The 12,970-nt window shown below is 59.7% G+C and carries 16 protein-coding genes and 1 pseudogene; 11 read left to right on the forward strand and 6 right to left on the reverse strand.

What is annotated here, in order from left to right; all coding sequences use genetic code 11:
• The 4 genes from HJB89_RS29260 to HJB89_RS29275 all read left to right on the forward strand — a co-directional run bounded on the left by HJB89_RS29260 (position 1) and on the right by HJB89_RS29275 (position 4,349).
• Complete coding sequence (locus HJB89_RS29260) at positions 1–633, forward strand: uracil-DNA glycosylase family protein (RefSeq protein ID WP_221150873.1); 633 nt, start codon at positions 1–3, stop codon at positions 631–633.
• 69 nt (positions 634–702) lie between these two features.
• Positions 703–1,191, forward strand: a complete 489-nt coding sequence (locus tag HJB89_RS29265; RefSeq protein ID WP_007629545.1) for an Lrp/AsnC family transcriptional regulator — start codon at positions 703–705, stop codon at positions 1,189–1,191.
• A gap of 772 nt (positions 1,192–1,963) precedes the next feature.
• Positions 1,964–3,004 (forward strand): porin, encoded by a 1,041-nt coding sequence (locus HJB89_RS29270; protein WP_221142324.1) that lies wholly within the window; start codon positions 1,964–1,966, stop codon positions 3,002–3,004.
• Between the two features lie 448 nt (positions 3,005–3,452).
• Positions 3,453–4,349 (forward strand): LysR substrate-binding domain-containing protein, encoded by an 897-nt coding sequence (locus tag HJB89_RS29275; protein WP_221150874.1) that lies wholly within the window; start codon positions 3,453–3,455, stop codon positions 4,347–4,349.
• Positions 4,350–4,400: 51 nt separating this feature from the next.
• Here the strand turns inward: HJB89_RS29275 and HJB89_RS29280 are convergent, their stop codons facing one another.
• Both HJB89_RS29280 and HJB89_RS29285 read right to left on the reverse strand, forming a co-directional pair.
• A complete protein-coding gene (locus HJB89_RS29280; protein WP_207580755.1) occupies positions 4,401–5,084 on the reverse strand; it encodes a DNA alkylation repair protein in 684 nt (227 codons plus the stop codon).
• A gap of 76 nt (positions 5,085–5,160) precedes the next feature.
• Entirely contained in the window at positions 5,161–6,060 is a 900-nt protein-coding gene (locus HJB89_RS29285) for an NAD(P)-dependent oxidoreductase (protein ID WP_207580754.1), read from the reverse strand.
• Positions 6,061–6,223: 163 nt separating this feature from the next.
• Between HJB89_RS29285 and HJB89_RS29290 the strand changes: the two genes are divergently transcribed.
• The 7 genes and pseudogenes from HJB89_RS29290 to HJB89_RS29320 all read left to right on the forward strand — a co-directional run bounded on the left by HJB89_RS29290 (position 6,224) and on the right by HJB89_RS29320 (position 10,441).
• On the forward strand, positions 6,224–6,595 hold the full coding sequence (locus HJB89_RS29290; RefSeq protein WP_207580753.1) for a hypothetical protein: 372 nt from the start codon (positions 6,224–6,226) through the stop codon (positions 6,593–6,595).
• Positions 6,596–6,946: 351 nt separating this feature from the next.
• Positions 6,947–8,122 carry an FMNH2-dependent alkanesulfonate monooxygenase gene (gene ssuD / locus HJB89_RS29295; protein WP_207580752.1) on the forward strand — a complete coding sequence of 392 codons (1,176 nt, stop codon included), beginning with the start codon at positions 6,947–6,949 and terminating at the stop codon, positions 8,120–8,122.
• A gap of 366 nt (positions 8,123–8,488) precedes the next feature.
• Positions 8,489–8,812 (forward strand): helix-turn-helix transcriptional regulator, encoded by a 324-nt coding sequence (locus HJB89_RS29300; RefSeq protein WP_207580751.1) that lies wholly within the window; start codon positions 8,489–8,491, stop codon positions 8,810–8,812.
• On the forward strand, positions 8,809–9,219 hold the full coding sequence (locus tag HJB89_RS29305; RefSeq protein ID WP_207580750.1) for an SRPBCC domain-containing protein: 411 nt from the start codon (positions 8,809–8,811) through the stop codon (positions 9,217–9,219). Before HJB89_RS29300 ends, HJB89_RS29305 begins: the two co-directional genes overlap by 4 nt.
• Before the next feature lie 43 nt (positions 9,220–9,262).
• Positions 9,263–9,479, forward strand: a pseudogene (locus tag HJB89_RS29310) (hypothetical protein); the annotation flags it as partial.
• A 1-nt stretch (position 9,480) separates the two neighbouring features.
• Positions 9,481–9,951: a DUF1801 domain-containing protein gene (locus tag HJB89_RS29315; RefSeq protein WP_221117153.1), complete on the forward strand. Its 471-nt coding sequence runs from the start codon at positions 9,481–9,483 to the stop codon at positions 9,949–9,951.
• Between the two features lie 34 nt (positions 9,952–9,985).
• The gene (locus tag HJB89_RS29320; RefSeq protein WP_207580747.1) at positions 9,986–10,441 is read left to right on the forward strand and encodes a DUF1801 domain-containing protein; all 456 of its coding nucleotides are present in this window, start codon (positions 9,986–9,988) and stop codon (positions 10,439–10,441) included.
• 110 nt (positions 10,442–10,551) lie between these two features.
• Here HJB89_RS29320 and HJB89_RS29325 read toward each other — a convergent pair whose 3' ends face one another.
• From HJB89_RS29325 to HJB89_RS29340, 4 genes are all read right to left on the reverse strand, one after another.
• A complete protein-coding gene (locus tag HJB89_RS29325; RefSeq protein WP_207580746.1) occupies positions 10,552–11,028 on the reverse strand; it encodes an SRPBCC family protein in 477 nt (158 codons plus the stop codon).
• Positions 11,025–11,366, reverse strand: coding sequence for a helix-turn-helix transcriptional regulator (locus tag HJB89_RS29330; protein ID WP_007629523.1), 342 nt, complete (start codon positions 11,364–11,366; stop codon positions 11,025–11,027). Before HJB89_RS29330 ends, HJB89_RS29325 begins: the two co-directional genes overlap by 4 nt.
• Complete coding sequence (locus HJB89_RS29335; protein ID WP_207580745.1) at positions 11,363–12,049, reverse strand: glutathione S-transferase family protein; 687 nt, start codon at positions 12,047–12,049, stop codon at positions 11,363–11,365. The genes HJB89_RS29330 and HJB89_RS29335 overlap by 4 nt, the downstream gene beginning before the upstream one ends.
• 101 nt (positions 12,050–12,150) lie before the next feature.
• Positions 12,151–12,969 carry a class I SAM-dependent methyltransferase gene (locus HJB89_RS29340; RefSeq protein WP_207580744.1) on the reverse strand — a complete coding sequence of 273 codons (819 nt, stop codon included), beginning with the start codon at positions 12,967–12,969 and terminating at the stop codon, positions 12,151–12,153.
• Between the last annotated feature and the right edge of the window lies 1 nt (position 12,970).

Genomic DNA, 12,970 nt, shown 5'->3' on the forward strand with positions numbered 1-12,970 from the left:
ATGACCGGCGAAGCCGAGCTGGAGACATTGCGGCGGGAGATAGCTTCCTGCCGCATCTGTCGTGACACGCCGGCGAAAGGCCTCGAATATCGGCTGCCGCACGAGCCGCGGCCGGTGGCGGTGATCTCATCGAGCGCGCGAATCCTGATCGCCGGGCAGGCGCCCGGGCTTCGGGTCCATGAGAGCGGCTTGCCGTTCGACGATGCTTCGGGCGACCGGTTGCGTTCATGGCTCGGCGTTGACAGGGCAAGCTTCTACGACCGAGACCGATTCGCCATCGTGCCCATGGGCTTCTGCTTTCCCGGCTATGACGACAAAGGCGGGGATCTGCCGCCGCGTCGCGAATGCGCGCCGTTCTGGCGGCGAAGGGTGATTTCGGCGATGCCGCAGATCGAACTGGTGCTGGTCATCGGCCAATATGCCCAGGCTTGGCATATGGCCGGCGAAAGACAGGGCAATATGACCGAGACGGTGCGGGCGTGGCGTAACAGTCTTCTGTCCAACCGGTTGCCGGCGGTGCTGCCGTTGCCACATCCCAGCTGGCGCAACAGCGGCCGGCTGAAGCGCAATCCGTGGTTCGAGAAAGAATTGCTCCCGATCCTACAGGATCGAACGAAAATGCTGCTTTCCTGAAACAAAATTCTTTTCGTCGCGCGGAATCGAGTTATACAAAGAAAATAATTCGAAAGGACTGTTGTGCGCATGGACCGCCTCGACCGAAAAATACTGCGTCTGCTGCAAGAAGATTCGACGCTTGCCGTGGCCGATCTCGCCAAAAAAGTCGGGCTTTCGACGACCCCATGCTGGCGGCGCATTCAGAAAATGGAAGAAGACGGCGTCATCAAGCGCCGGGTCGCCATCCTTGATCCGGAGAAGGTCAACACCAAGGTCACCGTCTTCGTGTCGATTCGCACCGCCACCCATTCGATCGAATGGCTGCGGCGCTTTTCCGAGGTGGTCGCCGAGTTCCCCGAAGTAGTCGAATTCTACCGGATGAGCGGCGATGTCGACTATCTCTTGCGAGTCGTCGTGCCCGATATCGCAGCCTATGACGCTTTTTATAAGCGGATGATCGCCAAGATCGAGATTCGCGACGTCTCCTCCGCCTTCGCGATGGAGCAGATCAAGTATTCGACGCAGTTGCCGCTCGACTATATGCTTCTCGATAATGCCAAATCCAACGAGGATTGAAGCTCTCCCCGTGTGATCTGCGATCGCACGGGAGACTACCCAATAAGGTTGATTCGAGATGTGGCCTGCGGGCGCCCGAGGCAATCATCTAAACCCACTAAGATGGTTTGCAGACTGCGGCCGCACGTGAGCCCCATTCCCCTTGGATTGAGGCTGCAGAGACAATCCGACCACGAAAAGAGTGACTGAGCCGAAAGGCAAAGCTCTCAGCAGATTGTGACCCGATTGCAGAAAATCCCGAAAAATAGCGAAAAAACGCTCGAATTGCGCCAAGGTTCTCGAAATACATAGCCTGGTAAGGAATACGGGGGTATGTTGCATTGAACCAATGAGCGCCATGTCATCATTTTGTCTCATTGGAATCGAATTCAGGACACCATGTTCTAAACCGTTGCCTTGTATGTGTCCATTAGCCGGCGGTAGAGTTTGTGCGCTTCACCAGTATGTTCGACGGGGGTCGGATGGTGGAGAATTTGACAAAATGGGGCGTAGTGTTTGCGGCTTGCGATGGAGGATTTCCGTCGCGGAGCCGTTTGGCGTGTGTTTGGTCTAAATAATTGAAATTGTTGTATAAAAATCACGTCGCCGGTGAAAGTTACTGTCGGGGCCCCATCCTGCATGTATCGAGAATTGCTTGATAGGGCCTTGTATGTGATGACGGTTTGGCGGTTCGATCGATCCGCACGCCGAGATGGCTGTTCAAACTGGGCCGGCTTCAAATCGACTATTCGATTGGAAGCCAGCCCCGATCGACAAAGGAATGGATTGGTAAATGAACATCAGAATGGTTTTGCTTGCATCAGCAGCAGCATTTGCTGCATCGACGCCGGTTCTTGCAGCTGACGCTATCGTTGCTGCTGAGCCGGAACCGGTTGAATACGTTCGCGTCTGCGACGCTTACGGCACCGGCTACTTCTACATCCCGGGCACCGAAACCTGCCTCAAGATCGAAGGCTACATTCGTTTCCAGGTCAACGTTGGCGATCAGGTTGGCGGTTCGCTAGCTCATCCTAACGACTCCGATTGGGATGCCGTTACGCGCGGTCAGGTTCAGTTCACGGCCAAGAGCGATACCGAGTATGGTCCGCTGACCGGCGTCATCGTCATGCAGTTCAATGCTGACAACGCCACCGATCAGGACGCTATTCTCGACTCCGCTTACCTCGACATCGCGGGCTTCCGCGCTGGTCTCTTCTACAGCTGGTGGGACGATGGCCTCTCCGGCGAAACCGACGACATCGGTTCGGTTGTAACGCTCCACAACTCCATGCGCTATCAGTATGAAAGCGGCACCTTCTACGCTGGCCTCAGCGTCGACGAACTGGAAGACGGCGTTTACAAGGGCGACGAAGAAGCAAACAACGTTGGCGTTGCCTTCGGCGTCGGCGGCACGGCTGGTGCCTTCAGCTACCAGGTCACTGGCGGCTGGGACTTCGACAACGAAGACGGCGCAATCCGCGCTATGGGTACGGTTGAAATCGGCCCCGGCACGCTCGGCCTCGCTGGCGTATACTCTTCCGGACCAAACTCCTACTACTCCTCGGCTGAATGGGCTATTGCAGCCGAATACGCCATCAAGGCAACCGACAAGCTGAAGATCACCCCGGCCGTTCAGTACTACGGCAACTACTTCGGTGGCGACAAGGCCGTTCCGGATGACTTCGACGGTCTCGGCGATGCTTGGAAGGTCGGTCTGACAGTTGATTACCAGATCGTCGACAACTTCTACGCCAAGGCTTCGGTTCAGTACCTCGATCCGGATGATGGCGACGACTCCACGACGGGCTACTTCCGTCTGCAGCGTTCGTTCTAATCAACTTAGTGAATGCTCCCGGCCTTCGGGCCGGGGGCACTTCAAATCAGTTTCTGATCCGAGTGACCTCCGATCAGCTACGGGGACGGGTCCGGTCTTCCCTGCCGGGCCGTCCTTGCAGCGTTTTTGACGCGCAGTCTTCAAGGCAGTCTTTCAGCACAGCCTTTTCAGGTGAACCGGAGCGGATGTTGCGTATTGCACGCCGGCTTCTTGCGTGGACCGTCTCTCGAGGCACTCCCTTTTTCAATTTTCAAGCGAGCTGGATTGATCGATAGCATCACCGTAAGGGAGCTATTGGTCCTTTCTCGTAGTCGGCCTCGCCAGGCTTGGCCGCAACAGGTCGTGAAAAGAAGGTCCAATGCCGACAATGTGATTACAGCTTTGTTGGAGAGACGATACAACCCCTTGCAGGGGGCTGGCATTCATTTCCTTCTCTCGGGCAGCTTGTATGGACGATCTCAACGACTACTATTATTTCGCCGCTGTCGTCTCCAGCGGCGGCTTCGCTTCCGCAAGTCGCGATCTGAAGATACCGCGATCGAAGTTGAGCAGGCGGGTCAGCCGCCTTGAGGACGGGCTTGGCGCAAGGCTTATAGAACGCTCGACTCGTCACTTCCGGGTGACAGAGATCGGCCAGGCTTTCTACGAAAGATGCCAGACCATCTTGCAGGAGGCCGACCGCGCCAAATCAATCGTCAGCGAGGCTCAATCCGACCCGCAAGGCGTGGTGCGGATGGGCTGCCCTCTCGGTCTCGTCGACATTTCGGTCGGCGGAATCCTGCCTGAATTCCTGGAGCGCTATCCGAAGATCAAGCTGCAGATCATCGGCTCCGACCGGCGCGCTGACCTCATCAACGAACGGATCGATCTTGAGGTGAGGGCGACCAACGAGCCGGAGACGCAGACGAGCCTGACGATGCGCAAGCTTGACCGGGCGCGGCGTATTCTCGTCGCAAGTCCCTCGCTGGTCGAGCGCACCGGCTGCTTGAATTGTGTGGACGAGCTCGCCGAGCTTCCGACGCTGGCAATGACGTCATGGGTGTCGTTCCACACCTGGGAATTGATCGGTCCAGATGACGCCAGACAGGTGATTCGGCATCAGCCGCGGCTGACCTGTCGGAGCATGACCGCCATCCTCGACGCGGCCCGTGCCGGCCTCGGCTTCGGGCTTTTGCTCGAAAGTGCCTGCGAGGCCGATCTCCAGGCTGGCAAGCTGGTGCGAGTGCTGCCGGAATGGCAGTCGGAGGAGAGCCAGTTCTATATCGTCTTCACGACCGCCAAGGGCATGTCGCCGGCTGTGCGGGTGCTGATCGATTTCCTGGTCGAAAAATCCCGGCAGCATTGATGAAGCAGCATTGACCAAGAAGGGGCTTCAGGTTTGAAGCCGGCATCCGCTTTATCGCAGCCGTGCCAGCAGCTTTTCGCCGGCCAGTTCCCTGTTGGCATCCTTGCCGATCCAGCGAGCGGTTTTATCAGAGCTTTCGGCCAAGGCTCTTGCGAGGGCCAGCGCCGGTGCATGGCAGGCGAGATTGCGCTTTCCGATGCTGCGAAGCGCCCAGTTGACCGCCTTGCGGACGAAGTTTCGAGGGTCGCCGGAATGAGCCTTGATCAGCGGCAGCCAGGCAAGGATGGTGGCGTCGGGCTCCTTTTTGCAATGGACGGCTGCGCCGGCAATCATGGCGAAGGCAGTGCGCTTGACAAATTCGCGCTCGTCGTCGGCGAATTCTGGGATGAGCTCGTCCAGCGCGGCCTCGATGAAGAGATCGGCGGGGCAATCGACGATCTCCCAGGAATTGAAATCATTGGCCCAATTCCGGGCTTTGTTTGCCGTCAGCCGCTTCGGCTCGGCGGTGTACAGGGCGAGCAGGCGGGCTTCACGGATATCGCTTCGCCAGAGCTGAACTGCCCGGACTTGATCCTTCTTCGCCAGTCTGGCGACCACCTTGATATCGGGATTGGATATGCCGAGGGCGCGGTTCGTGACAATGCCGAAGCGCGCCATGCCGGCGATATTTTCCTCCGAACGCAGCTTTTCGAGATGCGCGATCAGTTCGGCTGCGTCGGAGGCGGGCGTGATCATTTTTCTACAGGATGATGCCGAAAAGTGTGAGCGGTTTTCGGCATCATGCACCTGTCCCTTCAATTTAGAACGAGATTCAGATTTTAGTCCGACCGGGACTAAAATCATCCTGTTCCAGGCGGGCGAGCAACGAGGATGTATCCCAGCGATTGCCGCCCATCGCCTGTACGTCGCCGTAGAATTGGTCGACCACGGCAGTGACAGGCAGCTTGGCGCCGTTGCGGCGCGCTTCGGTGAGCACGATGCCGAGATCCTTGCGCATCCAGTCGACCGCGAAGCCGAAATCATATTTGCCTGCGTTCATGGTCTTGTGGCGGTTTTCCATCTGCCAGGAGCCGGCCGCCCCCTTGGAGATAACCTCGACGACCTTTTCAATATCAAGGCCGGCGCGCTTGCCGAAATGCAGTGCTTCGGCAAGTCCCTGGACGAGGCCGGCGATGCAGATCTGGTTGACCATCTTGGTCAGTTGGCCTGAACCTGCCGGCCCCATCAGACCGACCATGCGGGCATAGGCGTCGATGACGGGCCTGGCGCGTTCGAAGACGGCCTCGTCGCCACCGCACATGACGGTGAGGGCGCCGTTTTCAGCGCCGGCCTGGCCGCCGGAGACGGGAGCGTCGATGAAATCGACGCCTTTTTCCTTTGCCACGGCATAAAGTTCGCGAGCGACTTCGGCGCTGGCGGTGGTGTTGTCGATCAGCACCGAACCCGGCTTCATGCCGTGCAGGGCGCCGTTTTCGCCAGATGTCACCGATCGGAGATCTTCGTCATTGCCGACGCAGACGAAGACGAAATCGGCGCCTGCTGCAGCCTCAGCCGGGGTGGGAGCGGATTTGCCGGAGAATTTCTCGGCCCAGGCGACGGCCTTTTCGACTGTTCGATTGTAGACGGTGACATCGTGGCCGCCCTTCGTCTTCAGATGCCCTGCCATGGGAAAGCCCATGACGCCGAGACCGATGAATGCGACTTTAGCCATATGTCCTGTCCTTATCGGGTGTGCGAGGCCCCGAGGATTAACCGAAACGGGGGGAGCAGAAAAGCCGTGAAGACGGAGTTCCTTCCGATAGACGCATAGGAGGCTGGTCGCCGCTCGCCTAGGCCCTAGATGGGGATCAGGCAAAATGTTCCGGGGGGGTGACATGAGCGAAATTCCGACGATCAAGCCGCGGCGCAAAGGCCGCAGTGGAATGCAGGCGACGCTGATTCCATCGCAGCAGATGGTCGCAGCGCAAATTCGGTTGGCACAGGAAGGTGTTTTCACCGAGCTTGGCGTCCTTCGCCGCCGTCTCGCTACCCAATACGGGGCGGACGCCTGTTGTCCGGTCACCGTTCAGCGGCATCTGCGCGCGATCGCCGATCTGTCTTTCCACGCGCTGCAAAAGGGCGAGGCGGTTTCGACGGTCACGCCCTATTGGCGCATGGTCGATCCGGCTAGCCTGCTGGCGACGCGCCTTGCAGGTGGGGCCGGTTTTCTCCGCGAGCGGCTGGCCGCCGAACGTCGGGAGGGGTAGCGGAAGAAGGCCGGTATCAGCAGGCCCGTGTCGACGAGCGCCTGAACGGGAAAAATTATTCCCCGAAGCGGATGACAATGCGAAATTGATATTGTCGATATAATTTGTAGTCTATGCCAGTATCCTGGCGATCGACGGCGACCATTGACGGCATCCGGCCGGCCGCCATCGATCGACAGGATATTCAGATGTTCACGCGCAGACGAAGCCCCGGAATTCTTCCCGCCGCCATGATCCTCCCAAGCATCCGTGCGGCTGCGATGCGCAGGCACGTCCGTATGTCGTCGCCTGCCAGGGCCCAGCTTGACCGCGCGAGCTGATTTTCGAATTTAGCAGCAAAGGATTGTTTCCATGACCGCCACATCCGATCCCATCAATTTCCTTTGGTTCATCCCGACATCGGGCGACGGCACCTATCTCGGTTCCTCCGATCTCAACCGCGCGCCCGAGATCGGCTATCTCACGCAGATCGCCCAGGCTGTCGACCGGCTCGGCTATTCCGGCGTGCTGCTGCCGACAGGCGTTGCCTGCGAAGAATCCTTCGTGACGGCGGCGGCTCTCGCGGCCAAGACCGAGAAGCTGCAGTTCCTGGTGGCGGTCCGCCCCGGCACGGCATCGCCCGCTTATTACGCGCGACTTGCGACGACGCTCGATCGCATCTCCAACGGCCGCCTGCTGCTCAACATCGTCGTGGGCGGCAGTCCGGCCGAGCTTGCCGGTGACGGTATCCATCTCGAACATGACGAGCGTTATGCCCATGCGGAGGAGTTCTTCACGGTCTTCGAGGAACTGCTGGATAAGGGCACGGCGAGCTTTGACGGCAAATACATTAAGGCGACAAATGCGCGCCTCGGCTTTCCCTCAGTGCAGAACCCGCGTCCGCCGCTTTATTTTGGCGGTTCATCGGATGCCGGCATCGATTTCTCGGTCGGCCGCGTCGACAAATATCTGACCTGGGGCGAGCCGCCGGCACAGGTGGCCGAAAAGATCGCCAAGGTGCGCAAGGCCGCCGCCGAGCGCGGCCGCGAGGTGACCTTCGGCATCCGCCTGCACTTCATCGTGCGCGAGACCGACGAGGAGGCATGGGAGGCGGCGGAGCGGCTGATCCGCCATCTCGACGACGATACGATCCGCGAGGCGCAGGAGCGCTTCGTTCACGAGTCCGACTCGGTCGGTCAGAAGCGTATGGCCGCCCTTCACAGCGGCCGGCGCGACAAGCTCGAGGTCTCGCCGAACCTCTGGGCCGGTGTCGGCCTGGTGCGGGCTGGTGCCGGCACCGCGCTTGTGGGGTCGCCGAAGACGGTTGCCGCGCGCCTTGCCGAATATCAGGAGATCGGCATCGATACGGTGATCGGCTCCGGTTACCCGCATCTGGAGGAAGCCTATCGTGTCGCCGAGCTGCTCTTCCCCGAGCTCGGCATCACCCGCGCGCAGCAGCGCCTGGCGTTCAACAACGAATTCGGCGGCAAGCAGGTCTTTACAGGCGGCAGCCACGGCGGCAACCTGAAGGTCGTCTCCGGTTCCTGAGTTCCGACGCGACGCCGAACAGGATATCGCCGGAAGCCGCCCCGTGGCTTTCGGCGTTTTGTTGAGTGCGGCCATGCCCGGTTCGGAGCGGCAGATCGCGTAATCCTCGGTATTGATGATTGTCATTGTTTGAGACCTTGGCGCCATCCTGCCGAAATCGTCCTGGGGCGCATAATCCAGCGAAACGCGTTGATTTATAGCCAGTGAGATATGTTTCATTTCCTCACAGTCTTCCCGAACGTCGTGTCCGCCGGCTTATCCACATCGGCTAGGCCTGCTAATTCTTTTCGCTCTTCGTTTGCCTCTTGACTCACGCATGCCTCATTGGCTATGAATTAATCCATAGCTGAATAGGTATGAATTCGAATGTCCGATGCTCAAGACGCGCTCTTCAAAACGCTCGCTGATCCGACACGGCGGGCTCTTTTCGAGCGGCTGTGCCGCGAAGGAGAGAAGACGGTCGGGGCTCTGACGGCTCGGGCCGGGGTTTCTCAGCCGGTCGTCTCAAAACATCTCGGCATACTAAAGCAGGCTGGATTGGTGCGCGACCGCCACGAAGGGCGCCAGACGCATTACAGCGCGCAGCTGGGCGCGCTGGCACCACTGGTCGACTGGACGAGTGAGATGGCCGGGTTCTGGCAAAGCCGCTTCAATGATCTCGAAGATTTGCTGAAAAGGATGGATCAATGACCGACACATCGACCGAAACACGCGCAGTCGTCATCGAAAGGGAAATCCCATTTCCCTCGGAGAAGATCTGGCGGGCGCTGACCCAGCCGCACCTGATCCAGGAATGGCTGATGAAGAGCGACTTCAAGCCGGTCGCCGACCACCGCTTCAAGTTCAGCGCAGATTGGGGTTCCGTCGACTGTAAGGTCCTGGAAGTCGAGCCGAACAAGACCCTGTCCTACAGCTGGGATGCCTATGGTCTCGAAAGCACCGTTACCTGGACTCTCACTCCGACCGGCACGGGCACGCACCTGCGCATGGAGCAGTCGGGGTTCCGGCCGGATCAGCGGCAGGCTTTTCAGGGCGCCAGGAGCGGGTGGACACAGTTCTTCGCAAATCTGGAGCAGGTGCTGGCGCGGACGGAGTAAGGCCGCTCATCGCCGGGGCTGATCTTAAACGCGGGAGGTGCCATTGAAATGGAACAACTGGTTGCGGCAGACCCACCGCTGGCTGTCCGTTGCCTTTACCATGGCGGTCATTCTCAATATCGTCGCGATGGTCCAGGAGAAATCGATCGTCTGGGTAGGCCTCTTGGCGCTGCTGCCGCTTGGCCTGCCATTGCTGACCGGTCTTTACCTGTTCATGCTGCCTTATGCTGCCAGATGGCGCGGCAGGTAGGAGTGAAGGCAATGGCCGGCAAGACTTCCAATACCGCAGCGAAGATCAGAAAGAAGACAGCCACTCAGCCGGCTGCGGCGGAGCCGAAGCTCCTCTCGGGAGGCAACCCGCAGATCGCCAAGGGTTATGGCGATGCTCCTGTGCAGGCCTATATCGCTGCCATTCCGGACTGGAAAAGCGCCGTCGGACGCCGTCTCGACGCGCTGATCACGCACACTGTGCCGGGTGTGAACAAGGCGGTCAAATGGAACTCGCCTCTCTATGGCATCGAAGAGCGGGGCTGGTTTCTCAGCGTTCACTGCTTCGCCAAATACGTCAAGGTGGCCTTTTTCCGGGGTACGTCGCTGCATCCTCTGCCGCCCGGCCATTCCAAGCAGAAGGAAGTGCGCTACCTCGATATCCGCGAGGAGGACGAAATCGACGAAGCCCAGCTTGCCGCCTGGGTGGAGCAGGCCAGCCGCTTGCCCGGCGAACGGATGTAAACAAATAGCACTCGAACGACGGGTGGGAGGAACCATGAAGAAAGCGTCAGCAACCATGAAGAAAAGCGATTCCGGGGAAGCAAGCGAGGAAACGTCCCCCTCTCAGTTGATCGATGCGAGGATCGAGGAACTGGGAGACTGGCGGGGCGAGAAGCTTGCCCAGGTCCGAATGCTGATCAAGCAGGCCGTGCCCGAGGTGCTTGAGGAATGGAAGTGGCGAGGAGTTCCGGTATGGGAGCGCGCCGGGATCATCTGCACCGGCGAAACTTACAAGAGCGTGGTGAAACTGACCTTCGCCAAGGGCGCCTCGCTGGAGGATCCCACGGGACTGTTCAACTCCAGCCTCGAAGGCAACACCCGGCGCGCCATCGATTTCCATCAAGGCGACACGATCGACGAGGAGGCGCTGAAGGCGCTCGTTCGTGCCGCCGCAGCGCTGAACACGTTATCAAAGACTGCCGTGTCGCGGAAGAAATCAAGCGGAACATGAGGTTTCGCTAAAGCATTTCGCGCAAAAGTGTGCAGCAGTTTAGCGATAGCGACAGCGTAAAAACAAAGACCTAAAACGCGAAGAGCGAATCTGAAAGATCGCGACGCGCTTTAATGGATCGGGTTCGCCTCGCGCTCGAGAAAGAGTTCGAGATTGTCGAGGCCGATCTCCGTGCCCTGGAGGCGGGCGCCGTTGTCGGCGTAGCCGTCGAGGAAGACTACCTGCTCGGTGAAGACCATTTTCGTGCCGTGGGGTTCAGCTTCGAAGGTGATTGTGGCGAGCGAGGCGGAGATGCGCCTTTCGCCGAGCTTCATCTCATAGGCATAGATGATACGGGTGTCAGGCACGATATCGATGTAATGGGCGTCAAAAGCGTGCAGGAGCCCGTCCGTATCGGCGACATGGTTTCGCTCGGTACCGCCGGGACGGAAATCGAGCCTGTAATCCAGCGGAACCCATTCGCCGTGGCAGGCGAACCATTGACGCTTTGCCTCCAGCGTCGACCAGGCGCGGAAGACACGGCCGACCGGTGCTTTCAGGCGGCGCTCGATGACGAGGGTGGCATGTTCGGCAGATCGTGTCGTCATTCGGAAAAGCTCTCCGGTTCTTCGGCGAGAAATTGATCCAGCCTATCGAAGGTAGTCGTCCAGCGGCTCTTTCGCTGTTCCACCCAGCGCTCGACGGTGGCAAGCGCATCCTGCTGCAGGCGGTAGGTTCGAACCCGGCCGGATTTCTCCGAGAGCACGAGGCCACTATGCTCCAGCACCTGCAGATGTTTCATTACCGTCGGCAAGGCCACCGCGAGCGGCGCGGCCAGCTCGGTGACCGAAGCCGGGCCACGGCCGAGGCGATCGATCATGCCGCGCCGGCTGCGGTCGGATAGCGCGTGGAACATGCGGTCGAGATCGGCCTGGCTTTCGATCATCCAGCGGCATCCCGGAAGCGGGCGGGCAACCGCTCTTTATAGGGGTAGAACTTGAAGTAGGGGCGGGCCTCGTCCAGTGCCCGTGCAAAGGAGGGGCGCGTCAGCAGCCGATCGTAATAGGCGCGAAGGTTCGGCTGCTCCGCTGAAAACGGAACCAGCGTCTCGGCATAGAAGAGCGACGGGGCTGCGGCGCAATCGGCCATGGTGAAGCCGTCGCCCGCTATCCATTGTTTGTCGGCGAGCTGCTTTTCGATCATCGCATAGGCAGTGGCGAGTGTCGCCTTGGCGGCGGTCACCTCGATTTCATCAGCCGTGCCCTCGGGGCGCCGGCGATTGCTGACGAGCGCCTGCATCGGCGCCTGGACATAATGGTCGAAGAATCGATCCCAGAGGCGGACCTGCAGCGCCCGGTCGATCTCAAGCGGCAGCAGGCGAACGGGGCCAGGATAGTAGTGCTCGAGATATTCGATGATGATCGACGTCTCGGGAATGGTGCTGTCGCGCGCCTCGTCCCGCAGCAGCGGCATCTTGCCGATCGGCCAGAAGCGGAAGAGATCGGAACGCGAGCTCTCGTCGGACAGATCGACGAGACGATTTTCGAAGGGTGTGCCGTTTTCGTAAAGCGCGATCAGCACCTTGTGGCAGAAGGAGGCGAGCGGATGCCCATAGAACACGAGCGACATGCGGCGACCTTTCCTGTTGTGATAAACTTTACCGTTCGACTAAGTATCAGGTCGGCCGGCATAGCACAACAGATAGTTTGCCAATCGCGCAAGTATCGCCATCAGCCAATATATCTTGCGACCACCAAATGGCCGGGTGTCGGCTGGCCGTCTTCCATGCGCACGTTGATATCCGATATCTCGACGAGTTCGAAACCGGTGGCCGCCAGGCGTTCTTTCACATAGGCGTCGGCATGGGCGAAGCGCTGATGCGGACCGACCATGTAGGCGCGGCCAGCGAGAGTGGCGTCCGGCACGGTTTCCGAGGAGAAGATGAACAGGCCGCCCGACGTCAGGTTCTCGGCGGCGCCGAAGAACAGCGGTTCGAGTGCGCCGAGATAGGGCAGTACGTCGGTGGCTGTGATGATGTCGAAGGCGTCCTCGTCGTTGTCGTCGAGGAAATCTTCGACCTCGGCGACGAAGAGGGTTTCGTAGAGATCCTTCTCATGGGCAATCTCGACCATCTTCTCCGATAGGTCGATGCCGGTCATGTCGGCGCAGAGGTCGCGCAGTGCGCCGCCGGTCAGGCCCGTGCCGCAGCCGAGATCGAGCAGCCGCTTGAACGGTCCGAGCTTCAGCGCCTGCAGGCGCTGGCGCACCAGCATCGGCACGTGATAGCCGAGCTGCTCGACAAGTACGTCCTCGAAAACCTCGGCATGCTGGTCGAACAGGGTTTCGACATAGGCGTCAGGCGCCCTGGCAGGAGTTTCGCCGCGGCCCATGGCGGCGATGCGCACGGCGGCACCGCCGTGATCGTCGGGATCGATTGCCAGGACTTCCTCATAGGCTGCCACCGCCGCGTCGACATCGCCGGCCTTTTCCAGCGCCAGAGCGCGGTTATAGGCCTCGCCAAGGGCTTCTTCGTCGATCTTCTTTGCCATC

The sequence above is a fragment of the Rhizobium sp. NZLR8 genome (assembly GCF_019685025.1).
Lineage (GTDB): Bacteria > Pseudomonadota > Alphaproteobacteria > Rhizobiales > Rhizobiaceae > Rhizobium.

Excerpts from the sequence above, each read along its gene's own strand:
- HJB89_RS29280 (WP_207580755.1), bottom strand. The coding sequence starts at position 5,084 with ATGATCACGCCCGCCTCCGACGCAGCCGAACTGATCGCGCATCTCGAA.
- HJB89_RS29300 (WP_207580751.1), top strand. The coding sequence starts at position 8,489 with ATGTCCGATGCTCAAGACGCGCTCTTCAAAACGCTCGCTGATCCGACA.
- HJB89_RS29305 (WP_207580750.1), top strand. The coding sequence starts at position 8,809 with ATGACCGACACATCGACCGAAACACGCGCAGTCGTCATCGAAAGGGAA.
- HJB89_RS29340 (WP_207580744.1), bottom strand. The coding sequence starts at position 12,969 with ATGGCAAAGAAGATCGACGAAGAAGCCCTTGGCGAGGCCTATAACCGC.
- HJB89_RS29330 (WP_007629523.1), bottom strand. The coding sequence starts at position 11,366 with ATGATCGAAAGCCAGGCCGATCTCGACCGCATGTTCCACGCGCTATCC.
- HJB89_RS29265 (WP_007629545.1), top strand. The coding sequence starts at position 703 with ATGGACCGCCTCGACCGAAAAATACTGCGTCTGCTGCAAGAAGATTCG.
- HJB89_RS29290 (WP_207580753.1), top strand. The coding sequence starts at position 6,224 with ATGAGCGAAATTCCGACGATCAAGCCGCGGCGCAAAGGCCGCAGTGGA.
- HJB89_RS29260 (WP_221150873.1), top strand. The coding sequence starts at position 1 with ATGACCGGCGAAGCCGAGCTGGAGACATTGCGGCGGGAGATAGCTTCC.
- HJB89_RS29325 (WP_207580746.1), bottom strand. The coding sequence starts at position 11,028 with ATGACGACACGATCTGCCGAACATGCCACCCTCGTCATCGAGCGCCGC.
- HJB89_RS29320 (WP_207580747.1), top strand. The coding sequence starts at position 9,986 with ATGAAGAAAGCGTCAGCAACCATGAAGAAAAGCGATTCCGGGGAAGCA.
- ssuD (WP_207580752.1), top strand. The coding sequence starts at position 6,947 with ATGACCGCCACATCCGATCCCATCAATTTCCTTTGGTTCATCCCGACA.
- HJB89_RS29285 (WP_207580754.1), bottom strand. The coding sequence starts at position 6,060 with ATGGCTAAAGTCGCATTCATCGGTCTCGGCGTCATGGGCTTTCCCATG.
- HJB89_RS29335 (WP_207580745.1), bottom strand. The coding sequence starts at position 12,049 with ATGTCGCTCGTGTTCTATGGGCATCCGCTCGCCTCCTTCTGCCACAAG.
- HJB89_RS29315 (WP_221117153.1), top strand. The coding sequence starts at position 9,481 with ATGGCCGGCAAGACTTCCAATACCGCAGCGAAGATCAGAAAGAAGACA.
- HJB89_RS29275 (WP_221150874.1), top strand. The coding sequence starts at position 3,453 with ATGGACGATCTCAACGACTACTATTATTTCGCCGCTGTCGTCTCCAGC.
- HJB89_RS29270 (WP_221142324.1), top strand. The coding sequence starts at position 1,964 with ATGAACATCAGAATGGTTTTGCTTGCATCAGCAGCAGCATTTGCTGCA.